Origin of the sequence: Hyphomicrobium sp. GJ21, from assembly GCF_001006785.1 — a bacterium.
Classification (GTDB): Bacteria; Pseudomonadota; Alphaproteobacteria; order Rhizobiales; family Hyphomicrobiaceae; genus Hyphomicrobium_B.
In genome coordinates this window covers 151,602-175,700 of record NZ_CDHO01000003.1, presented here as the reverse complement: position 1 = coordinate 175,700, position 24,099 = coordinate 151,602, and the positions used below count along the sequence as shown (strand labels likewise).

At 61.6% G+C, this 24,099-nt stretch carries 18 protein-coding genes; 7 read left to right on the top strand and 11 right to left on the bottom strand.

Annotated features, from left to right (window positions below; genetic code table 11):
* The first annotated feature begins 98 nt into the window (after nucleotides 1–98).
* Nucleotides 99–350, top strand: coding sequence for a hypothetical protein (locus HYPGJ_RS09150; RefSeq protein WP_013214961.1), 252 nt, complete (start codon nucleotides 99–101; stop codon nucleotides 348–350).
* 121 nt (nucleotides 351–471) lie between these two features.
* Nucleotides 472–726 carry a hypothetical protein gene (locus HYPGJ_RS09145; protein WP_046846940.1) on the top strand — a complete coding sequence of 85 codons (255 nt, stop codon included), beginning with the start codon at nucleotides 472–474 and terminating at the stop codon, nucleotides 724–726.
* Nucleotides 727–770: 44 nt separating this feature from the next.
* On the opposite strand, the gene HYPGJ_RS09140 is transcribed toward HYPGJ_RS09145, so the two are convergent.
* Nucleotides 771–1,271 (bottom strand): DUF2165 domain-containing protein, encoded by a 501-nt coding sequence (locus tag HYPGJ_RS09140; protein ID WP_083984079.1) that lies wholly within the window; start codon nucleotides 1,269–1,271, stop codon nucleotides 771–773.
* A gap of 163 nt (nucleotides 1,272–1,434) precedes the next feature.
* Here HYPGJ_RS09140 and HYPGJ_RS09135 point away from each other — a divergent pair, with 163 nt between their 5' ends.
* On the top strand, nucleotides 1,435–1,686 hold the full coding sequence (locus HYPGJ_RS09135) for a hypothetical protein (protein ID WP_046846939.1): 252 nt from the start codon (nucleotides 1,435–1,437) through the stop codon (nucleotides 1,684–1,686).
* A gap of 39 nt (nucleotides 1,687–1,725) precedes the next feature.
* Here HYPGJ_RS09135 and HYPGJ_RS09130 read toward each other — a convergent pair whose 3' ends face one another.
* From HYPGJ_RS09130 to HYPGJ_RS09120, 3 genes are read right to left on the bottom strand one after another with little or no spacing between them, the layout of a single operon-like run.
* A complete protein-coding gene (locus tag HYPGJ_RS09130; RefSeq protein WP_046846938.1) occupies nucleotides 1,726–4,842 on the bottom strand; it encodes an efflux RND transporter permease subunit in 3,117 nt (1,038 codons plus the stop codon).
* Between the two features lie 4 nt (nucleotides 4,843–4,846).
* On the bottom strand, nucleotides 4,847–8,014 hold the full coding sequence (locus HYPGJ_RS09125; protein ID WP_046846937.1) for an efflux RND transporter permease subunit: 3,168 nt from the start codon (nucleotides 8,012–8,014) through the stop codon (nucleotides 4,847–4,849).
* On the bottom strand, nucleotides 8,011–9,369 hold the full coding sequence (locus HYPGJ_RS09120) for an efflux RND transporter periplasmic adaptor subunit (RefSeq protein ID WP_244466063.1): 1,359 nt from the start codon (nucleotides 9,367–9,369) through the stop codon (nucleotides 8,011–8,013). Before HYPGJ_RS09120 ends, HYPGJ_RS09125 begins: the two co-directional genes overlap by 4 nt.
* A 556-nt stretch (nucleotides 9,370–9,925) precedes the next feature.
* On the opposite strand from HYPGJ_RS09120, the gene HYPGJ_RS09115 reads away from it, so the two are divergent.
* A complete protein-coding gene (locus HYPGJ_RS09115; protein WP_244466062.1) occupies nucleotides 9,926–11,815 on the top strand; it encodes an EAL domain-containing protein in 1,890 nt (629 codons plus the stop codon).
* Between the two features lie 20 nt (nucleotides 11,816–11,835).
* Here the strand turns inward: HYPGJ_RS09115 and msrB are convergent, their stop codons facing one another.
* A complete protein-coding gene (gene msrB / locus HYPGJ_RS09110; protein WP_046846934.1) occupies nucleotides 11,836–12,348 on the bottom strand; it encodes a peptide-methionine (R)-S-oxide reductase MsrB in 513 nt (170 codons plus the stop codon).
* Nucleotides 12,349–12,454: 106 nt separating this feature from the next.
* A complete protein-coding gene (gene sfsA, locus HYPGJ_RS09105; protein ID WP_046846933.1) occupies nucleotides 12,455–13,177 on the bottom strand; it encodes a DNA/RNA nuclease SfsA in 723 nt (240 codons plus the stop codon).
* Nucleotides 13,178–13,278: 101 nt separating this feature from the next.
* Between sfsA and HYPGJ_RS09100 the strand changes: the two genes are divergently transcribed.
* Complete coding sequence (locus HYPGJ_RS09100) at nucleotides 13,279–14,010, top strand: molybdopterin-binding protein (protein WP_046846932.1); 732 nt, start codon at nucleotides 13,279–13,281, stop codon at nucleotides 14,008–14,010.
* Nucleotides 14,011–14,050: 40 nt separating this feature from the next.
* Here the strand turns inward: HYPGJ_RS09100 and HYPGJ_RS09095 are convergent, their stop codons facing one another.
* The 3 genes from HYPGJ_RS09095 to HYPGJ_RS09085 form a co-directional block, all read right to left on the bottom strand.
* A complete protein-coding gene (locus HYPGJ_RS09095) occupies nucleotides 14,051–14,671 on the bottom strand; it encodes a hypothetical protein (RefSeq protein WP_013214972.1) in 621 nt (206 codons plus the stop codon).
* A 149-nt stretch (nucleotides 14,672–14,820) separates the two neighbouring features.
* A complete protein-coding gene (locus HYPGJ_RS09090) occupies nucleotides 14,821–15,495 on the bottom strand; it encodes a hypothetical protein (protein ID WP_143440507.1) in 675 nt (224 codons plus the stop codon).
* A 480-nt stretch (nucleotides 15,496–15,975) separates the two neighbouring features.
* Nucleotides 15,976–17,580 carry an inorganic phosphate transporter gene (locus HYPGJ_RS09085; RefSeq protein WP_046846930.1) on the bottom strand — a complete coding sequence of 535 codons (1,605 nt, stop codon included), beginning with the start codon at nucleotides 17,578–17,580 and terminating at the stop codon, nucleotides 15,976–15,978.
* Nucleotides 17,581–18,225: 645 nt separating this feature from the next.
* Here HYPGJ_RS09085 and HYPGJ_RS09080 point away from each other — a divergent pair.
* Nucleotides 18,226–18,453: a hypothetical protein gene (locus HYPGJ_RS09080; protein WP_143440506.1), complete on the top strand. Its 228-nt coding sequence runs from the start codon at nucleotides 18,226–18,228 to the stop codon at nucleotides 18,451–18,453.
* 268 nt (nucleotides 18,454–18,721) lie between these two features.
* On the opposite strand, the gene HYPGJ_RS09075 is transcribed toward HYPGJ_RS09080, so the two are convergent.
* Nucleotides 18,722–19,027 (bottom strand): GIY-YIG nuclease family protein, encoded by a 306-nt coding sequence (locus HYPGJ_RS09075; RefSeq protein ID WP_046846928.1) that lies wholly within the window; start codon nucleotides 19,025–19,027, stop codon nucleotides 18,722–18,724.
* Nucleotides 19,028–19,271: 244 nt separating this feature from the next.
* Nucleotides 19,272–23,033 carry a vitamin B12-dependent ribonucleotide reductase gene (locus HYPGJ_RS09070; protein ID WP_046846927.1) on the bottom strand — a complete coding sequence of 1,254 codons (3,762 nt, stop codon included), beginning with the start codon at nucleotides 23,031–23,033 and terminating at the stop codon, nucleotides 19,272–19,274.
* 647 nt (nucleotides 23,034–23,680) lie between these two features.
* Here HYPGJ_RS09070 and HYPGJ_RS09060 point away from each other — a divergent pair.
* The gene (locus HYPGJ_RS09060; protein ID WP_046846925.1) at nucleotides 23,681–24,079 is read left to right on the top strand and encodes an NADH:ubiquinone oxidoreductase subunit NDUFA12; all 399 of its coding nucleotides are present in this window, start codon (nucleotides 23,681–23,683) and stop codon (nucleotides 24,077–24,079) included.
* The last annotated feature ends 20 nt before the right edge of the window (nucleotides 24,080–24,099 follow it).

Sequence of the window (24,099 nt, the reverse complement as noted above, 5' to 3'; positions counted from 1 at the left end):
GTCCTTTCGGTGGCCGCTTGCGCCGCCCGCCTAATGATGTATTAAATATGCATGTTTAAGCCGAGCGTGCATGCTGCGCGCTGAAAGGGTGGTTTCTCATGCGGACGATCGCGTTATTCTCGTCGTTGTGCCTAGCCTTTGTCTTCGCGGCTTGCGGCGTCATGTGGGGTTTTGGGGTCTTTTCCGGCGTGAGCGCCAGCGCGACGATCGGGACGATCGTCGGCATTCTGCTCGCGACAATGATCGGGACCGCGTTGATGGCGCTCGCGCTCTACAGCAGCAAAAGCGGGCACGATGAAGCGATATTCCGCGTCGAGAAAGAGCCCGACGTTACGCCGAATTCGCGCTGAGCTTGCGCCGCCTTGCTTGGTTAGTTAGGCGGCGAACCCGTCAGCCGGTTGACCGTCAAGACAAGGGAACCGAACTCCGCTTCATTCCGTTTTCCATGATTGATGTTCGTGGAGGCGACAGATGGCAACGCGCGACGGCGATCCGCGGATTCCAGGCGCTGACAAAACTTGGCGGCCTTTGCCGGTGATAGCGACGGTCGTTGCTATCCTGGCCGTGCTCGTGATGGGCTATAACTTCGGTCATCAGCCGAGCCACTCCGAAAAATATGGAACGGTCACGGAAACGGAAGCCGCGGACGGCGTCAGGCCAAGTCTCGCTCCGGATGCGGGCAACGAATCGTCGGCAACCTCCGGCACGACGGCATCAGAGCCATAAGCGAGGTCGTCCGAACCCTCCGACTGTTTAATGACGCGGATGCGTCATTCGGAGATTTCGCCGTCCGGCTGGTTCAGAAAAATGAGAACGGCGACGGCGGTGATGTAGAAGCGAAACGCCGCCTCCTGACCGTTCCAGGTTTTCGACTCCCACATCGCGAACCATTCGCCGCCGACGACTGTGAAGCCGAAAAACCAGATGAGAAACGCGAGCGCCGCTCCCGCAACGGCGTAGGTCTTTTCGCGATTGAAGTCGGCGGCAGGTGCGTTGCGGACGCGGAACAGTCTTATTGCTCCTGCTACGAACAGAAGTCCGGCAAATCCTTCGGCCACAATGATCGCGGCGAAGGCTGCCTGCCACGCGATGGGGTTTGTGATCGCGCGATATCTAACGCCGCTCTCGGGGAAAGTCGTATCCATGCTGAGCACGTGCTGCACGAACGTGTAGTTGGTCGCGGGTGCAAAAATGTTGTCGAAGGCGACCAGCAAACAGAATAGTCCGAGCGCAAAGCTCATAATCACTTTGGTGAGGCGCGTGATCAGCATCGATGGGCTCCCGGCAAGCACATGGGGCATTTTGGGCAGCGACGTTCAGCTTGGCTTTGGATGGTGTTGAAGAATCGCCTGAGTTGGCGCTAACCGACTTCAACACTATATATCGCCTGCTACAGTTGGCAGGGGTAGCCGCGATTCATTGAGGGGCCAAGGGGTGGAAAAAGCGATTCTTGCGATTGCGACGGTCGTGGCCGTCATGTTTCCGGTCTGCGCGGAGGCTGCGAAGCGCCGGCCGGTCGCGCCGCCCAATCCGACGATGATCCGGAATCCGCCCAGCTACAGCGCACCTGCAAGCCGAACCGTGCCGACCACATCCTCGACGACGTCGATGTATCCGAAAGGCATCAAGCGGACGTATGATCCCTTCCGCAACCCGACGGTGCGACGTCCGAACGACGACCGGTGACGTTCGAGCCTGTGCCGAACGCTGCATTGTTGCTTGGCGCTAGGCTGCCGGACCCGCCGCAGGCACGTCGCTGACCTTGCCGCGCCATCGCGCAACCCGGAGCTTCAGTTTTTCGAGAAGCAGGTAGATCACCGGCGTCGTGTAGAGCGTCAGCACCTGCGAGACGACGAGGCCGCCGATGATCGTTATGCCGAGCGGCCTGCGGATCTCGGAGCCCGGTCCAATCGCGACGGCAAGCGGAATGGCGCCGAGTAGCGCGGCGAGCGTCGTCATCAGGATCGGCCGGAAGCGTTGCAGACAAGCTTCGTAAATTGATTGCTGCGGCGAAAGTCCGCGTTCGCGCTCGGCGCTGAGCGCGAAGTCGACGAGCATGATGCCGTTTTTCTTGACGATGCCGATGAGCAGGATCACGCCGATCAAGGCGATGACCGAGAGATCCATCTTGGCCGTCTGCAGCGCGAGCAAGGCGCCGAGACCGGCGGACGGCAGCGTCGAAATGATGGTCAGCGGATGCGCGAGGCTTTCGTAGAGCACGCCAAGCACGATGTAGATGGCGACGAAAGCGGCCAGGATCAGCATAGTTTGCATGCGCGCCTGTTCCGCGAATGCCTTGGCGTCACCGGCCGGCTCGCCGCGGATCGATTCCGGCATGTGCAATTCGGCAAGCGCCTGTTCGATGCCGCGCAGGCTCGTGTCCATGCTGACGCCGGGCCGCAAGCTGTAATTGATCGTGACGGACGGAAACGGTCCTTGGTGGTTGATGACGAGCGGAGCGGTTCCGCGTTCTATTGTCAGGAGCGTTGAGAGCGGAATTAGCGTGCCGCGGGCGCTCGGAACATAGATGCGATTGAGGTCGCTCGGATCGCGTTGCAGCTTCGGATCGACTTCGATGATGACCTTGTACTGATTGCGGTCGCCGTAGATGGTCGAAAACTGCCGTTGCGAGAACGCATTCGCGAGCGCCGTGTCGATATCCGCAATCGAGACATTGAGTTTTGAGGCCGTGTCGCGATTGATGATGGCGTTGAGCTGAAGCCCGCCCTGTTCGCGATCGGAGCTGACGTCGACGACGCCCGGAACTGTGCGTACCGCCGCGACGGCTTTGGCGACCCAGTCGTAGAGCTTATCGTCATAGGACCAGAGCGTGTACTGATAATCGGCCTTGCCCTGACGTGCGCCGGTGCGGATATCACGCGAGGGCATCAGTCGTGTCGCCAATCCAACGATCTCGCCAAGCGGCTTTCGGAGACGGTCGATCACCTCGGCGGTCGAGACGTTGTTTCGCTCGGCGAGCGGTTTCAAGCCGATGAACATGCGGCCCTGATTGAGCGTCGGATTGAATCCTCCGCCACCAATCGAGGAACCCACGCTCTCGATGGCCGGGTCGGCAAGGATGATTTTCAGTGCACGATCCTGGAGCTTGCTCATGTTGCCGAACGACGTATCGGTATTGGCCTCCGTCGCAGCGATGATGAGGCCGGTGTCGTCGTCGGGCAGATAGCCCTTGGGCAAAATCTGATACAGGTGGACCGTCAGCGCGATGGTCGCGACGAACACGGCGAGCATGATCGCCTGATGGCGAAGTGCAATTCTGAGCGTGAACGCGTAGGCTCCGATGATCAGCGCGAGCGCGCCTTCGAACAGGCGGTCGGCGAGATACTTGCGGTGGTCGGCACCGTCTCGGATGAAATGCGCGCAGATCATCGGCGTGACCGTCAAAGACACGATCGCGGAGATGATGATCGAAAACATCAGCGTCATAGCGAATTCGTGCAGCAATCGTCCGGCGATGCCCGTCATGAACAGGACGGGAATGAATGCTGCGATCAACGACACTGAGATCGAAATGACCGTGAATCCGATCTGGCGCGCACCTTCGAGCGCGGCCTGCATCGGCTTCATGCCACGCTCCATGTTGCGGTAGACGTTTTCGATCATGACGATGGCGTCATCGACGACGAAGCCGACCGCGACGGCGAAGGCCATCAGCGTCAGGTTATTGATCGAATATCCGGCGGCCCACATCGCGGCGCATGTGCCCGCCAGCGACAGCGGCACGGTGATGCCCGCGGCAATGGTCGGAGTCGAGCGTCGCAAAAAGACGAAGACGACCGACATCACCAGCAGGATCGTGATGGCAAGCGTCATCTGCATGTCTTCGACGGAGGCGCGGATGGTGCCGGTCCGATCCGACAAGACTGAAATTTTGATGCCTGCCGGAATCCATTGCCTGAGCTGCGGCAACAGAGCTTTGACGCGGTCGACCGTTTCAATGACGTTGGCTTCCGGCGTCTTGGTGATGATCAGAAGAACGGCGGGCTTGTTGTTGAACTGCGCCGATGAAAGCCGGTTGCGTGTCGCGAGCACGACTTTGGCCACGTCGCCGACGCGCACGATGTCGCCGTTCGGCTGGTTCTTGACGACGATGTTCTTGTATTCTTCGGGATCGAGAAGCTGCGGATTGCTGGCAAGGATGATGCTCTGCGTGCCGCCGTCGATCGAGCCGATGGGAGAGAGATCGTTGGCGGCCTCGATAGCCTGACGGACCTGCTCGAAGCTCACGCCCATCGCAGCCGTCAAAACGGGATCCACCTGGATGCGCGTTGCGGGCTGATCGGCGCCGCTGACGGAAACGTCCGCGACGCCCTCGACCTGCGAAATGCGTTGCGCGATGACCGTATCGGCGGTGTCGTAGATGTCGCTGGTCGTCATCGTGTCGGATGTCAGCGCCAGGATCAGAACCGGCGAGCCCGAGGGATTGTATTTCCGGAATGTCGGGACTTGCGGCAGGTCGCCCGGAAGATCGGCGGTTGCGGCATTTAAAGCGGCCTGCACGTCGCGGCCCGCGCCGTCGGCGCTGCGCGACAGCTCGAACTGCATCGTGATGCTGCTGGTGCCAAGCGCGCTCGATGATGTCATTTCCGTCACGCCGGAAATTTCGCCGAGGCGACGTTCGAGGGGCGCTGCAACGCTTGCGGCCATCGTCGCGGGATCGGCGCCGGGGCGTGTAACACTGACCCGTATCGTCGGGAACTCCATCGACGGCATGCTCGCGACGGGCAGGAACATGTAGGCCATTACACCCGCGAGAAACAGTCCAACGGCGAGGAGCGCTGTTCCAATCGGCCGTTCGATAAAGATGCGCGAGACGTTCATGGCGTTACTCGGCCGCTTCTTCGTAGCCGCGGCGAGGGCGCTGTTGATCGTCAGCGTCGTCGGCAGCTGCAGGCGCGGGTTGCGTTGCTGGAGTTTTACGGCCTCCCGTCAGCCGGGCGCGGAGGCGTTCCATCGCCAGATAGATGACGGGTGTTGTGTAGAGCGTCAGAAGCTGGCTTAGCAGGAGGCCGCCCACGATCGTGATACCGAGCGGATTGCGAAGCTCGGAGCCGGTGCCGCTTTCAATCGCCAGCGGCAGCGCGCCGAGAAGTGCGGCAAGCGTCGTCATCATGATCGGACGGAAACGCAAAAGCGCTGCTTCCATGATCGAGTCTTCGGGCGAGAGGCCGCGCGTGCGCTCGGCGTCGAGCGCGAAGTCGATCATCATGATCGCGTTCTTCTTGACGATGCCCATCAAGAGGATGATGCCGATCAGCGCGACGAACGAAAGATCCTTTCCAGTCAATTCCAGTGCGAGCGCCGCGCCAATGCCGGCGGAAGGTAACGTCGTCAGGATCGTGAAGGGATGGATCAGGCTTTCGTAGAGCACGCCAAGGACAATGTAGATGGTGACGATCGCTGCGAGAATGAGCCAGGGCTGGCCCTGCAGCGATTTCGTGAATTCCGCAGCGTCGCCGTAGAACGTGCCGTTGACGGTTGCCGGAAGGCTCACCTCTTTTTGCGCCGTATCGATGGCGTGCAAGGCATCGCTGAGCGAGGCGTTCGGCGCGAGGTTGAAGCTGAGCGTCGTTGCGGGAAACTGATCCTGATGGCTGATCGCGAGCGGCGCCGTCTCGTACGTCATGGAGGCGACCGACGTCAGCAGCACCTGCGTTCCCGTGGTGCTTGACGGAACGTAGAGACGGTTCAATCGCGACGGGTCGCTGCGATATTCGGGGGCCGCCTCGAGCACCACGCGATACTGGTTCGACTGCTGGTAGATCGTCGAGACCTGGCGCTGGCCGAAGGCGTTGCTCAATGCGTCGTTGATCGCCGCCATCGTGACGCCGAGGCGACCGGCGAGCACGCGATCGACCGATATTCTGGCGACAAGCCCGCCCTCGACTTCTTCAGATGAGACGTCACGCAGATAGGGCGATGCCTTGAGCGCGTCCGCGAGGCGTTTCGACCATTCGGCGACTTCGGCCGCGTCGGTGCTCACCAGGGTGTATTGATAACGTGCGCGGCTGCTCTGGGTGGAAATCTGCACATCCTGCACGGGCTGCAGATGAACTGTCGTGCCGACGACGGACTTCACTTCCTGCTTCAGGCGCCGGATGACTTCCGTCACATTGGCTTCACGTTCAGCGCGCGGCTTCAAAAGAATTTTGAGATTGCCGACGTTCTGTGTCGCATTCAGCTGGCCGATGCCGACGATCGAAGCGACGCCTGACACGTCCGGATCGCGGGCGATGATTTGCGCAACGTCGCTCTGCAAGCGCGATATTTCGTTGAACGAAATCTGCGGGCCGCCTTCGACGACGGCGGTGATCGCGCCGGTGTCCTGATCGGGCAGGAAGCCCTTCGGCATGATGACGTAGAGCCAGATCGTCAGCACGACGGTCAGCAGCGCCACGAACAGCGTCGCGGGCTGATGGCGCAGAACGAACTCCAGCGTGTGCTTGTAGCCCAGGATCACGCGATCCATGAAGTCGCCGAAAAGGCGGCCGAGACGGGTTCCGTTTTCGTCGTGGTCGCCCTTCAGCAGGCGTGCGCACATCATCGGCGTCAACGTCAGGGATACGATTGCCGAAACGACGACGGCGATGGTCAGCGTCAGGGCGAACTCGCGGAACATGCGTCCGACGAGGCCCGACATGAAGAGCAGCGGAATGAAGACCGCGACCAGCGACAGCGTCAGAGAGATGACCGTGAAGCCGATTTCGCGCGCGCCGTCGAGGGCGGCCTTCATCGGCTTCTCGCCCTTTTCAAGATGGCGCACGACGTTCTCGATCATCACGATCGCGTCGTCGACGACGAACCCGGTTCCGATCGTCAGTGCCATCAGCGACAGGTTGTCGACGCTGAAGCCGCAGAAGTACATCACGCCGAACGTGGCTATAAGCGATACCGGCAGTGCGACGCCGGCGATGATCGTGGCGCGGAGCGAGCGCAGGAACAGCAGCACGACCATCACGACGAGCCCGACGCTCAAGACCAGCGTGAACTGCACGTCGTGGACGGAGGCGCGGATCGTTCCGGTGCGGTCACTGACAATCTGAAGATTGACGCCCGCCGGCATGGTGCGCTCGACGCGCGGCAGCTCGTTCTTGATGCGGGTGACGGTGTCGATGACGTTGGCGCCGGGCTGGCGCTGGATATCGACGATGACGGCGGGCTTGCCCTGATACCAGCCGCCGACGCGCGTATTCTCGAGACCGTCGCTGACTTTCGCGACGTCCTTCACGCGCACAGGGGCTTCGTTCCGGTAAGCGATGATGACGTCGTTATAGGCTTTCGCGTCGGAAATCTGATCGTTCGACGCGATGACGAACGACTGCTTGTCGCCGTCGAGCGAGCCTTTCGGTCCGGCGACGTTGGCGGCGCTGATCGCGGAACTGAGATCGGCCATGCTGAGGCCGTAGCTCGCGAGGCGTCTGACATCGGCTTCGACGCGAACCGCAGGCTTGATGCCGCCTTCGATCGAGACGTGGCCGACGCCAGAGACAGAGCTCAAGCGTTGCGCCAGTAGGGTATCGGCGAGATCGGAAAGTGAGCGAAGCGATAGCGTGTCCGAGGTCAGCGCGAGCGTGACGATCGGCGTGTCGGCGGGGTTGACCTTGGAATAGACCGGCGGGTAGGGCAGGTTTTTCGGAAGCGTCGAGCCGGCGGCATTGATTGCGGCTTGCACATCCTGCGCCGCTGAATCGATGTCGCGATCGAGATTGAATTGCAGCGTGATGCGGCTCAAGCCGAACGAACTCGTCGACGACATGGTAGCGAGCGACTGGATCTGGCCGAACTGCCGCTCGAGCGACGCCGTGATGAGCGTCGCCATCGTTTCGGGGCTGGCGCCCGGAAGCTCGGTCGTCACCTCGACGGTCGGGAAATCGACCTGCGGCAGCGATGAAATCGGCAGCGAGAGATAGCCGAGGATGCCGCCGAGGATCGTCGCCAGCGCCAATAGCGTTGTCGCGATGGGCCGCTCGATAAAGGGCCGCGAGACGCTCATGGCGATGTGCCGCCGTCCTTAGCGTTGCCGCGTGCCTGCTGATCGGGCTGCGCGCCGGGTTTCGAACTGTCTACGGTCCGCGTCGGCTCGGTATTCGAACCCGTGATGAGCGGCGCACCGGACTGTGCGCCAGACTGCGAGGCGGACGACTGCTGACGATCGCTCGTGTCGCGAGCGGCTTTTCCACCCTGACGGTGACGCTGCTTCGCGGGCGCATCAGCGCTGGCTGGCGGTGTTTTTCCATCGCTGACCGCGACGGTTGCGCCGTCCTTCAAGCGGCCGAAACCATTGACGACAAGCCTATCGCCGGATTTGACGCCTTCCGCGATGACGGCTTGTTTTTCGTCCTGCCGCGCGATCTTGACGGCGCGCATCGCGACGGTCTTGTCGGCCTGGACCACGTAGACATAATCGCCGTCGGGGCCGCGCTGAATGGCTTCCGTCGGGGCGACGACGACATTCTTCATCGTGTCGACCAGCACGCGCACGTTGACGAACTGCCCGGGCCAAAGCTGACGCCGGTCATTCGGGAAATTGGCTTTGAGGCGGATCGTGCCCGTCTGCTGATCGACCTGGTTGTCGATCACTTCGAGGAGGCCTGAATCCAGTTCCGTCTGGCTGTTGGTCGACAGCGCCTGCGCCGTCAGCTTGCCGGTGGCGCCGGTCAGCGCCGGGAGGTCCTGCTGGGGTAGTGTGAACACGACGGAAATCGGCTGGATCTGCGTGATGACGACAATGCCGCCAGCGTCGCCCGCTTTAACGAGGTTGCCCTGATCCACGATCCGGATGCCGGTGCGTCCGTCAAACGGCGCGACGATCGTCGTATAGCCCAGGATCGCGGTGGCGTTCTCGATCGCGGCGACGTCGGATTTGATCTGCGCTTCCTGCTGCTGCGCCAATGCCTTCTGGGTGTCGATCTGCTGCTGCGAGATCGCAAGCGTGCCGACTTTCTGATAGCGCTCCAGATCGCGCTTCGTGTTGGCGAGCAACGCCTCGTCGAGCGCTTTCTTCGCGATCGCCTGGTCGAGCTGGGCCTGGTAGGTGACAGGATCGATTTTCGCGAGCACGTCGCCACGCTTGACGTCCTGGCCCTCCTTGAAGTTGACGCTGACCAGGATACCGTCGACCTGCGCCCGCACCGTCGCCAGGTTGAGCGCCCGCACGGAGCCCACGCCTTCGAGATAGATCGGCACGTCCGCGGTCTCGGCAGGTTTCGCTACGACGGCAACCGGACCTCCGCCGCCATCGCGACCGAAGCGTGGCTTGGCGGTTCCACCCGGTGGGCCGCTCTGCATCACATAATAGACGCCGCCACCGATGGCGCCGATGACCAGAAGCGTAAAGATTGACCGCATTAGCCTCATTCGTGCCCGTTTCCAGTTTGATCGGTCTACCGATACGCAAACGCTCGTGTCGTGCCGGGAGCGATGCAAAAAACACACGCGGCACCCGACCCTGGATCAGGAAACGCGGTTTCTAGGTAAATCCGTTGCGCGGCCAGCCCCCAACGCCGCCGCCAAATCCTTCAACACCAGATTTGCTGCCCCAGCGTAAATTTGGAGCGCAGATAGTACTCCAGTTCGTTGGTCAAATGGCAAATACAAGACGTTGATGGCTCAACCTGGAGGTGTGCCGCCTTTTCGACCTGCACGCACGTGACGCAAAACATCAGCGCGGCTCCCCGCCAATGATTTCTAAGTAGCGGAATTTTAACAGATAAATTGGTCCGGAGAATGTGATGCCCGGAGTGCTCCCGTAAGCCAAATCGTTAAGACAGCAGCTTTAAAATGAGCTTTTTGCTAACGCTACCGAGGCCAGATGTTCCGAGTACTCAATGCCGTTCGCCGGGAGGATTTGACCCGCGTACATCGCGACCAGCTGGCAAGCTTGGCGTGTGCGACTCCGACGGCGATGGCTGGCTATGCAATCAATGTCGTGATTGCGGTCATTGCGTTCCGCGGCCTCATCCCAGGCGTCGAACTGGCGGCATGGGCCGTCGCCTCGCTCGCAATATGCTCCTTCATTGGTCTTCGCTCGGTCACTCGAAGTTTGCGAACGCGCCAGCCCGAGGCCTCGAAGCAGGGCTCGCCGCTGCGCGATGGGAGATGGGCGCTTCTTATTGCGCTGGCCTCGGCCTTGCCGTGGGCGATCCTGGCGACACGCTGGGTTGGCGCGGTGCATGGCGACAGCGAATTGATCCTGATGGCGCTGACCGTCGGCATGGCAGCGAGCGGCAGTGTTCTTCTGGCACCCATACCTGTCGCTGCGGTGCTCTACGCGACAGCGATCCTTTTACCGCCGGCTTTAAAATGCATCCTGTTCGTGCAGGGGCATCAGTACCTGGGCCTCGGCGCGCTCGCGGTCAGCTTTCTCGTGTTTCTGTACGGCCTGATCGTCACGACGGGCCGCTTGTTTCTGGAACGCCTCGAGGCCGTCGCCAGCCTGAAGGATACGATCGCAGCCCTCAGCGAGGCGCGCGAAGAAACCGAGCGCGTCGCGATGACCGACGGTCTGACCGGAATCGCCAATCGCCGCGCTTTCATGGCGCGGCTCAATGCTTTGAACAATCGCGCCGGTGCGAAGTCGTTTAGCATTTTTTACATCGACCTCGATCGCTTTAAATCGGTGAACGACGCGCTCGGACACGCCGTCGGTGATGCGCTTCTGAAATCGGTGTCCGCACGCATCACAGGTCTGGTGCGGGAGGGAGATCTCGTCGCGCGCCTTGGCGGTGATGAATTCGCAATCGTCGCGCAGGATATCCGCGAGAGAGCATTTGCAAGCTCGCTGGCCGAACGATTGGTCGTGTCGCTGTCGGAACCCTATGACCTCGAAGGACAGAAGGTTCAGATTGGCGCGTGCGTCGGTGTGGCACTCGCGTGCGAAAGCGGCGTCGGGGGTGAAATGCTGTTGAAGCAGGCCGATCTCGCGATGTTCGCCGCGAAGGAGGCCGGTCGCGGCATGTACTGCATCTTCGAAGCCGACATGCAGCGTTCGGCCGACGAGCATCGCGTGCTCGAGCTTGGGCTCAGGGCTGCTCTCGTCAACGACGGGTTCGAGCTTTTCTATCAGCCGGTGCGCAATCTCGAAACGAACGCGATTACGAGCTTCGAATGTCAGGTTCGCTGGCGGCATCCGCTGCGTGGCTTGCTGACGCCCGCGCAGTTTCTCGCGACGGCGATCGATATCGGGATCGCGGAAGATATCGGCAACTGGGTCATCAAGGAGGCCTGCCGGCAAGCGGCGCATTGGCCGTCGGACGTTCCGGTCGGCATCAACATGTCATCGATGCGGATCGGGGTTGAAAACATCGCGGTGTCGGTCGAGAGAGCGCTCAAGTCCGCGGGACTTCCTCCGTCGCGCCTCGAACTCGAAATGGAAGTGACGGAGGCGAGCCTGATGAGCGCCGACGCCGAGGTCATTGCCTCTCTGCGCAGGCTGAAGGATATCGGCGTTTCGATCGCGCTCGACGATTTCGGAACCGGATATTCCTCGCTCGGCTACCTGGTGAAATTCCCGTTCAACCGGATCAAGATCGACAGACTGTTCGTGAGCCAGCTCGGTCAGTCGGCGCAAAGCGAGCTGATCGTGCGCTCGATCGCCGAACTCGCGCAAAGGCTGAACTGCAGCGTTGTCGCCGAGGGCATCGAAACCGACGATCAGCGCCGTCGCGTACTGGCGCTCGACGTGACTTACGGGCAAGGCATGCTGCTCGGCGCTCCGCTATCGGCTCCTGAGGCCGCTGTGCTGCTGATGAGCGAGGCTCCGGATCAAGTGCCGCAGCTGGCGCAAAGCGCCTGACGGGTCGCGCGGGCGAGGGATCAGGCCGCCCTCTTAGGGATGAATTTCAACGCGACGCCGTTCATGCAGTAGCGCAGGCCGGTGGGCTTCGGACCATCCTCGAAGACGTGCCCGAGGTGGCCGCCGCAGCGCCGGCAATGAACCTCCGTGCGCGTCATCAGATACGAGCTGTCTTCGGAGGTCGCGACCGCGTTCTCTAGCGGCTGCCAGAAGCTCGGCCAGCCCGTGCCGCTGTGGAATTTCGTCTCCGAGGAATAAAGCGCGAGGGCGCAACCGGCGCAGATATACGTGCCTGGCGCCTCATTCGCATCCAGCGGAGATGATCCCGGCCGCTCGGTGCCTTGTTTGCGAAGCACGCGGAACTGCTCTGGAGTAAGGACTTTCTTCCATTCGTCTTCCGTCTTCGTGACTTCGAACGTCTTCGACGCCGAGTCGGCCTGGCTCGGCCGGACATAGGACGAAGCGGCTTTGAAACCGGCAAAGGCTCCGGCGAGGGTCAATCCTAATTTGGAAAAATCGCGGCGAGAGTACATGGCGGAATTTCCCTGATGCGCGCTTATTGCGGTGCAGCGCTCTTGGCTTGGACAAACAGAAGTACGGCGCCGGAGCGCAATCCGTTTCAGCCCGGCCGCATTTCTTTCACGAAAGATCAGCGATCTCGATGCGCCGGTCTACGGCGATTTCGGTAGGGCTCAGACTGCATCCGTAGCACAGCATCTCGACGCCCGCCGCGGCCGCGGTTTGAAACGCCGCCGCGTACGCCGGATCGAGATCGCGCGCGAGGCTGAAAGTTTTCGCGTCGCCACGCTGAACGAGAAACACCATGACGGCGCGGTTGCCCTCGGCGACCATTGTAGAGAGTTCACGGAGGTGCTTGGCGCCGCGTTCGGTTTTGCAATCGGGGAACTCGGCTCGGCCCGCCTGGCGCATCAAGTGCACGTTCTTGATCTCGACGTAGCAGGGACGCGGGTCGCGGCCTTCCGCCAGCAGAATATCGATACGGCTGTTCTCGCCGTATTTCACTTCGCGGCGGAGCGAAGCGTAACCTTGAAGCTCCGGGATGGCATTCAATCCAATGGCCTCTGCGACGAGCGCGTTCGGCTTGCCGGTATTGATGCCGACGAGATGCGGGCCGTCGCCCAGATCATCCTCGATCATTTCCCAGGTGTGGCGATATTTGCGCGTCGGGCTGTCGCTTTCGGATAGCCAGACCGTCGATCCCGGCGTCGTCAGTCCGAGCATCGAACCGGTGTTGGGGCAGGTGGCGGTGACTGTCACGCCGCCGGCGGTCAGGACGTCCGCAAGGAAACGCTTGTAGCGCTGGATGAGCTTGCCGGGGGTGAGGGGCGACGTAAATTTCATGCCCCCGCATATCCGCCGAATGGCGTGCGAGGGCAAGTATTTCGAACAGGCTCGCGCAGTGCTAAGACGGGAGCAGGAATATCTCGGACGGGAGACACGCGTTGGGCGGAGAACGCATAGTCACTGCGGCGGTCTTGATCATTGGCGACGAAATCCTGTCCGGCCGGACCAAGGACCGCAACGGCGGCGCGATCGCCGAGCATCTGACGTCTATCGGCATCCGCCTGAAGGAAGTGCGCGTCGTTCCCGACGACGAGGCCGAGATCTGCGCGGCCGTCAACGCTCTCAGGTCGCGTTACGATTATCTGTTCACGACGGGCGGTATCGGACCGACGCACGACGACATCACGGCCGATAGCATCGCAAAAGCCTGCGGCGTCACGATCGACGTCGACCCGCGTGCTGAAAAGCTTCTGGCCGAGAACTATGCGCGGCGGGGCTTGGCCTTGACGCCTGCGCGGCTGCGGATGGCGCGCATTCCGGCCGGGGCTTCCTTGATCGTCAATCCGCTGTCCGGCGCGCCCGGGTTTCGCATTGGCAATGTCATCGTGATGGCCGGCGTTCCGGAAATCATGCAAGCGATGCTGGAAGCCGTCACTCCTGAACTCGAAACCGGGGACAAGGTGCTCTCCATCACGATCCCCGTCGACCGTCCGGAAAGTGAAATCGCGGACGTATTTTCCGCGCATCAGCGCCGCTATCAGGACGTGGCGATGGGAAGCTATCCGCGCATGCGGGACGGAAAGCCGGTTTCGGATCTGGTATTGCGCTCGGCGAATGCGGATCACCTCAGCGAAGCGGCCGAAACTTTGAAAGCCGCGCTGGGCGTCTGACCGGCGCTTGCGTTGAAGCTGACAGCGAGCGCTCCGCTCGTCAGTTGAGCGTCATACGATCGCGGTCGTCCGGCTCGACCCGGAGACGCGTTGCGTAGTCCTGCTGCTCGACCTCGACGAAAAGTTCGTACTGGCTGTCGAGCGCATCGAGGAACGCCGCCGTCATGTCGAGAAGCGGCCCGAGCGCGATGCGTTTCGCGACAAGGAAGCTGTCGTCGATAGTGAGATCGGCCGCGCCGCGCACGTTGGCGGCATCGGGCGCGATCAGGCCGCGGCTGCGGATGTAGGAGACGATATCGTCGCCCGTCTCGAAATCTTCGCCGCGTGCGTCGCCGCATTCCGACACGGCATCCTGTAGGATCGCGGTCCCGGAAGCGAAGAGATTGCCGACGGCGCGAAAGCGATCGTCGACCTCGGCCAAAGACAGCGCATGAGTGCGCGCCTTCAGCACGCGTGCGACCAGCATCAGCTCGAGGCTGCGGACATCCTCCGCGATGCGGCGCTGGTGCATGGGAAATTCGGCCGGTTCGCCGGGCGCGTCGGCGAGTGCGCGCCAGTCGTGACCGCGAGCGACGAGATCTTCACCGGCCGCCAGCGCGCCGTCGAGGTGATCGGCGAGGAGGTAGACGGACAATGGTGCCCGTGCTGCGTATCTCGACATGGCCAACTCTCCGATCCCTGAATTCGTTGGGCGGAAAGTGGACTGATTCGCGCGTCACGAACCAGCGCCATCGCTGCCGATTGTGGCCGTATGTGGAGCGATGAGGATAAGGTGTGGACACAGTTGCGCGTCGCGAGATTTGACGCGATTTAGTGGGTGTTTTCCGGGTGGGCGAAGCGCACGCGCGGTTCCTTTGGCGGCACATCGACGATCTTCGTCTGTGCCCTCGCCGACACAAAGGTATTGCTGACTTTCGGCGCGGCGATGATCCGGAGCTGTGGCGTTTTGCGAGACAGTTGACGCGACCGGACAGGCTTGCGCCGCATCTTGGAGCGCGGGCGCAGTTTGCGAGATCGCGTCTCCTTCAGGCGCTCGTCGAGTGGTGGCATGCCATGGCCGAGACGGCGCGCGCGCAGAACTGTGCCATTCAGCAGGATCGGTACAGGTGTCTCCGGCGGTTGCTCCGATATGGTGTCTGCACTCGCAGCCGGGGGAGGCAATTCCTCATCGTCGGTTGCCACGATCGATGCTTTGGACGTCGCGGCGGAACTCGGCGCCAGGGTTGCCTTGACGTCGGGAATTATCGTCAGTGCAGGAGAAGTCGCGCCCGGCGGTAGGGTTGCTTTGACGTTGGGCACGGCAAAATCAACTCCGGGCGTCGCGACCGGAGACGGGGGAAGCGTCGCCTTGACGTTCGGGACTGCGGCTCGGGGTATTACGACCGTTGCGGGGTCCATCGTTGCCTTGATGTCGGGCGCGGCGATGACCGTCGGCTCGTGTGCGATAAGGGCAGGTGTGGTCGCGGCGATAAAGCTCGGCGCCACTCGTGCCGGAGCTTCGGAAGTTTGTGCGGAAGCTGCGAATTGTTCGTGTTGCGTCGAAGCGGGCGCAACTGGCTTCGGCGCTGCGGGCGCGGGCGCGAAGCGCATCGGTTCGACGGGCTCAATCGCCGGCGCGGCGTGTCCTGCTTGGGCCGCAGGGCGTGTGTTCAGAAACGGTGCAGGTTCGTCGCCGGAGCGTTTGGCTCGCCGGGCCGCCTGACTGAAAGCACGCAATACAAGACCGAAGGCGAAGACGAAGAGCAGAGCCCACACAAGAACTTCCGGTTTCACGACAGCCCCCCGAGTGCGACGGGCGTAAGCTCTGTCAATCGCAAATGTCCGTCAACACAGAAACGCGCAATGCCGCCCAAAGGACAATATTTGCGGCACGCCGCCCGGAAGTTCATCACGGAAGCTAGCCGCAAAAAAAGAAAAGGCGCGAAATTCGCGCCTTTCCCAGTGACCTCGCTCATTCGGCGATGATCAGAACAGCTTGGAGAAGATGAAGTAGAGGCCGCCCGCCAGCAGGATCGATGCCGGCAGCGTCAGCACCCAGGCCATCAGCAGGTTGCGGACCGTCGACCATTGCAGGCCCGACCCGTTCGCCGCCATCGTACCGGCGACGCCGGACGAAAGAACGTGCGTGGTCGAGACCGGCAGGCCGTACATGTCGGCGGCGCCGATGGTCGCCATTGCCACGACTTCGGCCGATGCGCCCTGTGCGTAGGTGAGGTGCGTCTTGCCGATCTTCTCGCCGACCGTCACGACGATGCGTTTCCAGCCGATCATCGTGCCGAGGCCGAGCGCGATCGCGACGGCGATCTTGACCCAGAGCGGAATGAAGCGCGTCGCATTGTCGAGCGAGCCCTTGAACGCCGTGATGCTCGCGACGTCATCCTTCGACAAGTTGTTCGCCTTGTCCTTCAGCAGGAAGCGCAGCGCTTCGGAGGCAAGGTACATGTCGTTACGGACGTTCTGAACGGCGGTCGGGGGCACCTTGTCGAGTGCGCCGTAGCTGTTCACCTGCTCGGAGATCTGGCGGACGAGAACGGCGAGGCTGGGATATGTACCCTCGTTGATCGTGCGCGCCGAGATGTAGTTCGTCACTGCCGGACGCGGGTCGCCGAGAACATTGTAGCCGGCGGCCTGCTTCTCGATGACGGCGGCAGCGGCGGTGGCCGTCGCCTGGAAGTGCGCGACTTGCGACTGTGCCGGAGACCGGTTCAACGCGTAGGCGGTCGGCACGGTACCGATCAGGATCAGCATGATGAGACCCATGCCCTTCTGACCGTCGTTCGAGCCGTGCGCGAACGAAACGCCCGTGCAGGTCAGCACGAGCAGACCGCGGATCCACCACGGCGGCGGCTGGTTGCCGACGGGCTCCTTATAGAGAGACGGATTGCGGACGAGGACTTTCAGCGACAGAAGCAGCAGCGCGGCGGCGACGAAGCCGACCATCGGCGAAAGCAGCAGCGAATAGCCGATATCGGTCGCCTTGCCCCAATCGACGCCCGAGGTGCCGTTGCCGCCGTGAAGCAGCGAGTTCGCAACGCCGACGCCGATGATCGAGCCGATCAGCGTGTGCGACGATGACGAGGGGAGCCCCAGCCACCACGTTCCAAGGTTCCAGATGATGGCCGCGATCAGCAGCGCGAAGACCATCGCGAAGCCGGCGCTAGAGCCGACCTGAAGAATGAGTTCGACCGGCAGCAATGAGATGATGCCGTAAGCGACGGCGCCGCTCGACAGCAGCACGCCGAGGAAGTTGAAGAAGCCGGACCAGAGCACCGCGACATTGGCGGGCATCGAGTGCGTATAGATGACGGTTGCGACGGCGTTGGCCGTGTCGTGGAAGCCGTTCACGAATTCGAAGCCGAGCGCGATGAGCAGCGCTACGCCCAAGAGAAGGAACGGCAGCCAGGCGGAAATCGGCGTGCCTGCCGCTTCAACGTCCTGGTAAAGGCTGTAGGCCGTGTAGAAGAGACCGCCGGCAAGCAAGCCTAAAAATACGAAGGCCGTTGCAGGGTTCGCGGGATGGTCGAGCTTCGGCCGGCTGCCTGCCACGTCGGCTAACGCCACGTCGGACATCGTTGGTTCCCCTATTTCAGGTGCTGATGCGGGGGAACTAGGCAGTCTCTATTACAGTGATGTGACAGTAGGGCATTGCAAGCCTTTCAAGGCTTGCAATGCAGGCATGCTAATGGGCAACCGAGGTTTTATGCTCGCGCTTCACCCAGTCGCAGATTTCCTGTTTTGCCCCTCGTTTGCAGCTGCGATCGGAAAGTGCACCGTCGTTCAAAGCATAAGCCTGGCCTGAGCCGGCCGCGTTTGATGCGGCTGATGTTGCCGCCGGAATTCCAGCGCCAGTGACGATCCATAGCGCTACGAGCGTCCATCGGATTTGATTTCGTTCCAGCATCGTCGGGTTCCCCTCAAGCGTAAGTGCGCATCACACTGTTGATAACGTATAATATAATAAACTAAATTGGTAAAGTGTGCGGAGTGGTTGGAGGTGGGGGGCGGGTCTAAATGCGCGTGAGCCAGGCCGCGACGACGATCTACGTGTCTCTCACAGAACCGGAGAGCCCCGCGCGCGGGCGTTCGGATTTCAGACGAACTGCAAAGAAATTAATTTCCGGAGCATTTGAATTCTTCTTCTTTCTCTTTTTGAAGGCCGCGCACTAGCCTCTTTTATCGCAGCGCAAAATGGCTATGCCAGCGGAGGGATTAGAAATGAGACGTACACTTACCTTGCTTGCCGCAACCTTCATCGGAGCGACTTTGGCGCAGACGTCGGCACAAGCCGCGCCGTCGCTCGTCAAGCCAGGTGTCGAGAGCACCGTTGCCAAGACGACGTTCTTCGTCGATCGCAAGAAAGAGAAGCACGCGCATGCGCGCAAGCACAAGCATCACGGGCACAAGCACGCGCATCTGAAGAAGGGCCCGCACAAGAAACACTAGCCGGACTTGAGACGGGCGGGGGCACGGCCCGGACTCGCGATCCTGCTATCCGCCGAGGGTGTTTCCGTATCGGGTCGGAACGCTCTCGGCGGAATTGTTTTTGGTACTCAGGTCAGTCGGGAGTTGATTTACGCCAGCCCATCGCGTGGATGGCCGCCTGTGCGGCCATGACGGGAGTGAGTTCGAGTGAGCGGCAAAGCAAGTCGCATCTCGGGCCATATCTATGCGAATGCAGACATCGATTTCTCGTTGGTTGTGACGGCGGGCGTTAGCTTCGCCAGTTTTGCACCTCCGAAGTCAAGTCGCGCCATTGCGGATTGCTGCCTTCAATCAGTTCGAGCTTGGCGGCACGACGGAATTTCTTCAACTGCTTCTCGCGTGCGATGGCGTCGAGCATCGTGTCGAAATGCTCGTAGTGCACGCGCATGTGCACGCCGTATCGTTTCGTAAAGCCGTCTTCCAGATCTTGTCGATGAATGGAGACGCGCGCCGCGAGATCGCCGGTCACGCCGATGTACAGCGTGCCGTTCCATTTGCTCGCAAGAATGTAGACGGCTGGCTTTACGACGCGCATTCGCCTCTCCCGTCATCCTCGCGGGAGTGAGCATCGCGAACGATGCGCGGGGATCCAGCACAAGACCTGCCGAAGGCGCAAAAACAAACAAGGCGCTTCGAGAGAAGCGCCTTGCAGGACTTACGGACGGCTGCGCCGAGTTTCATGCTGGATCCCCGAACGCGCTTCGCATGCGCTCACGCGTTCGAGGATGACGACCTATAAGCCCATGGTCGGCTTCCAATCCGATATTCGGAATATCCTATCAAGAACACCCGCTCGTTGATCCGCAGGTGTCGCACTTCAGGCAGGTGCCGTTTCTCACCATGGTGAAGTTGTAGCATTCGGTGCAGGCGACGCCTTCGTAGCCGCGGAGCTTGGCTTCGGTGGCGCGCTGCTTGAAAAGTTCCGACTTGCTCATCGGTGCAGGCGTGACGACGGCAGCGGGTGAGCGCATTTCGATCGGCTGCTCGCCGAGTGCCAGCGCGTTGGCGCCGTGCGTCAGCGTCGAGTCGATCGAGCGTGCATCGACGTCGAAGCTCGACGTTGTGACGCTGGTCGAGGTCTCGGTGATCGATGTCTTGCCGCCTGAGCGTGCCGCAAAACGGACGACCGAGGCACCACGCACGAGGCCCTTCGAAACGACCTTCGACACGTTCTCGGAGAGATCGAGCGCCAACTGCTCATCCGTCTGATCGTCGCTCGAGCCAAGGCCCGTGCCTTCGACGATTTCGCGCGGATCGACGTGCGCGAGGTCGTGACGGCCGAGGTACGACACGGCAAGCTCGCGGAAGATGTAGTCGAGGATCGACGTCGCGTTCTTGATCGCTTCGTTGCCCTGCACGAGACCGGCGGGCTCGAAACGCGTGAACGTGAAGGCTTCGACGTATTCTTCCAGTGGCACGCCGTATTGCAGGCCGAGCGAAATGCCGATCGCGAAGTTGTTCATCAACGAGCGGAAGGCGGCGCCTTCCTTGTGCATGTCGATGAAGATTTCGCCGAGGCGGCCGTCGTCGTACTCGCCGGTGTGCAGGTAGACTTTGTGACCGCCGACCGTCGCCTTTTGCGTGTAGCTCTTGCGGCGGCTCGGGAGTTTCTCGCGTTCTTTCTTCTTTTCCTTTTCGACGTAGACCACGCGTTCGACGATTTTCTCGATGATCTTTTCCGAGATGATCGAGGCACGCGCCGCGAGCGGCTGGCTCATCAGCGTTTCGGCGGCGTCGGCGGCCTCATCGTCGTCATCGCCGAGGACCTGGCTGTTCAGCGGCTGCGAGAGCTTCGAGCCGTCGCGATAGAGCGCATTGGCCTTGAGCGCCAGCTTCCACGACAGCATGTAGGACTGTTTGCAATCGTCGACCGTCGCGTCGTTCGGCATGTTGATCGTCTTCGAGATCGCACCGGAAATGAACGGCTGCGACGCCGCCATCATGCGGATGTGGCTCTCGACCGAAAGATAACGCTTGCCCTTGCGACCGCACGGGTTGGCGCAGTCGAACACCGGCAGGTGCGCGGCGCGGAGATGCGGTGCGCCTTCGAGCGTCATCGCTCCGCAGACGTGCTCGTTCGCCGCTTCGACATCCTTCTTCGAGAACCCGAGGTGCGCGAAGATATCGAACGAGGGGTCGTTGAGCTTGTCGGCCGGGACGCCGAGCGTTTCGGTCAAGAACTGATCGCCGAGCGTCCAGCGGTTGAACACGAACTTGATGTCGAAGGCGGTCGCAAGACCCTTCTCGATTTTGGCGAGCGCGTCGTCGGTGAAGCCTTTGGCCTTGAGCGTCGCGGTGTTGATCGCGGGCGCCTGCGCCAGCGATCCGTGTCCGACAGCGTAGGCTTCGACTTCGGCGATCTCGCTTTCGCGATAGCCGAGGGTGCGTAGCGCTTCCGGCACCGACTGGTTGATGATCTTGAAGTAGCCGCCGCCCGCGAGCTTCTTGAATTTGACGAGCGCGAAGTCGGGTTCGATGCCGGTCGTATCGCAGTCCATCACGAGACCGATCGTGCCGGTCGGTGCGACGACGGTTGCTTGCGCGTTGCGATAACCGTGGTTCTGGCCGAGTTCGAGCGCGCGGTCCCAGGCGAGCTTCGCAGCTTCGCCGAGACGGCGATCCTTGAGAGAGGCGTGATCGAGCGGCACGGGAGCCGTCGCCAGTTGCTCGTAGCCTTGGGCTTCGCCGTGGGCGGCGCGGCGATGATTGCGCATGACGCGCAGCATGTCCGCCGAGTTCGGCTCGTAGCCCGGGAAGGCGCCGAGCTTGGCCGCCATTTCGGCGCTCGCCGCATACGAAACGCCCGTCATGATGGCGGAGATCGCACCGCAGATGGCGCGGCCTTCATCCGAGTCGTAAGGGATGCCCGCCGACATCAGCAGGCCGCCGATGTTGGCGAAGCCGAGGCCGAGCGTGCGATAGCGGTAGCTGAGTTCGGCGATGCGGCGCGACGGGAATTGCGCCATCAGCACCGAGATTTCGAGCACGATGGTCCACAAGCGGCAGCCGTGCTCGTAGGATTCGATGTCGAACGATTTATCCTCGCGGCGGAAGCGCAGGAGGTTGAGCGACGCGAGGTTGCACGCCGTATCGTCGAGGAACATGTATTCCGAGCACGGGTTCGAGGCACGGATCTGTCCCGACTGCGGGCACGTGTGCCAGTCGTTGATCGTCGTGTGGAACTGGATGCCGGGATCGGCCGACGCCCAGGCCGCGAAGCCGATCTGCTCCCAGAGATCGCGCGCCTTGATCGTCTTCGTGACCTTGTTGCCGAGGCGCGAGATTAGGTTCCAGTCCTTGTCGGCGGAGACGGCGTTCAGGAACTCGTCCGTGACGCGCACGGAGTTGTTCGAGTTCTGGCCGGCGACCGTCAGGTAGGCTTCGCTATCCCAGTCGGTGTCGTAGGTGTCGAACTGGATGTCTTTGTAACCCTGGCGCGCGAACTGGATGACGCGCAGAACGTAGTTCTGCGGAACGCCGTCGCGCTTGGCTTCGCGAATGGCCTGCTTGAGCTTCGGATTCTTCAGCGGATCGAAGCAAGCTTCGTCCTGCGCTTCGCAGTTGACGCACGCCTTCATCACGGCCTTGAGGCGCTTCTGGCAAATCTTCGAACCGGTGACGAGCGCGGCGACCTTCTGTTCCTCGCGCACCTTCCAGGTGATGTATTCCTCGATATCCGGATGATCGACGTCGACGACGACCATCTTCGCCGCGCGGCGCGTCGTGCCGCCGGACTTGATGGCGCCCGCAGCCCGGTCGCCGATTTTCAGGAAGCTCATCAGGCCCGACGAACGGCCGCCGCCCGACAGCTTTTCGTTGGCGCCGCGGAGCGAGGAGAAGTTCGAGCCCGTGCCTGAACCGTATTTAAAGAGACGCGCCTCGCGCACCCACAGATCCATGATGCCGCCGTCGCCGACGAGATCGTCGGCAACCGACTGGATGAAGCAGGCGTGCGGCTGCGGATGCTCGTAAGCCGAGGTCGAGTGCACGAGCTCGCCGGTCTGGTAATCGACGTACATGTGGCCCTGGCCAGGACCGTCGATGCCGTAGGCCCAGTGCAGGCCGGTGTTGAACCACTGCGGCGAGTTCGGCGCCGCCATCTGCATCGCGAGCATGTAGCGGATTTCATCGAAGAACGCCTGCGCGTCTTCTTCGGATGAGAAGTAGCCGCCCTTCCAACCCCAGTAGGTCCAGGTGCCTGCGAGGCGATCGAAGACCTGACGCGCGTCGGTCTCGCCGCCGAAGCGCTCAGCCTGGGGCAGGTCCTGCAGGGCGGTTTCGTCGGGGGTGGAGCGCCACAGCCACGAGGGAACCTGTGTTTCTTCGCAGCGCTTCAGGCGGCGGGCGACGCCGGCCTTGCGGAAATACTTCTGGGCCAGAATGTCGGCCGCGACCTGGCTGAAATGATCGGGAACATCAAAGCCTTTGAGGCTGAAAACGATGGAGCCGTCGGGGTTCTTGATCTCGGACGTCGCACGCCGGAACTTGATCGAGGCATAAGGAGAGGAACCGGCTTCGGTGAAGCGTCGCGTGATCTTCATAAAATAGTGCCCCCGGATTGCGCGGCAGGACGGAAGGATCCGCGTGCCGTATCTGCTGTCATCGCCGCGCGCCGGACCCTGCTTCCGGCGTTCGACAGAACGGTTGCATCGAGACAATTCGTGCCCACTCAGGTCGCAAGTCCCCGCGCCAGCGATGACGGTGAAAAAACCGCGATCAGCCGGCGTTTTGCCGAACCTGAAATGTGTGAGGGCGACGAGGTGCTCGTGCGCTACGCTGGACGCTACTGAACTGGACGAATGCGATGGTCTTCAACTGATCTCGGGTGGAGGGTCGCAAGACTGTCGCAACACCGGCAAGTTATGAGATTCGAGCAGGCTCGGACAAGGGAAAATAAATAGATATTGCGGTAGCAGCGACAACCGACACTATATGTAGTGGTGTGGACAACTTTCTGGATTGACCGCCGCAAAGCCCGAAGTTGCTGGTTTTGAGCACCGCTAGACGCCTTGCCGCGGTGTGGAAGAGGCTGGAAAGAGCCTCTTGATCGGGGTCAAGCCAGCTGAGCTTAGTGCGATTCCGTAACGCGGCTGTTGCACGGCTACATCTGCCCCCAGACGTCTAGACATCATGCGTGCGGTGCAGCTAAGTCGAAGCGGCCGAATGCAATGAAAGGAACCCGCAGATCATGGGTTTATTCAGTGAGATTTTCTCGTGGTGGGGTGGCAACACCTGGGGCACGCGCCTTTTTACATGGCGCAAAGGACGGCTCGTCGGAGAGGATGAGTTCGGCAATCGCTATTATCTACAGAAAAGCGGCGTCGGCCCGCTGGGCGTTCCGGCGCGCTGGGTCACCTATGCGAATCTTTCCGAGCCGAGCCAGGTCCCGCCCGATTGGCATGGCTGGCTGCATTATACTGTCGATACGCTGCCGACCGAGGAGCGCTATCAGCCGAAGCATTGGCAGAAGCGTCACCAGATGAACATGACCGGGACTGCGCAGGCTTACCGGCCTAAGGGATCGATCCTCGGCACGGGCGAGCGGGCGAAATCGACCACGGATTACAAGGCTTGGCGGCCGCAATAGGCGGCCGATCAGAAAAACGC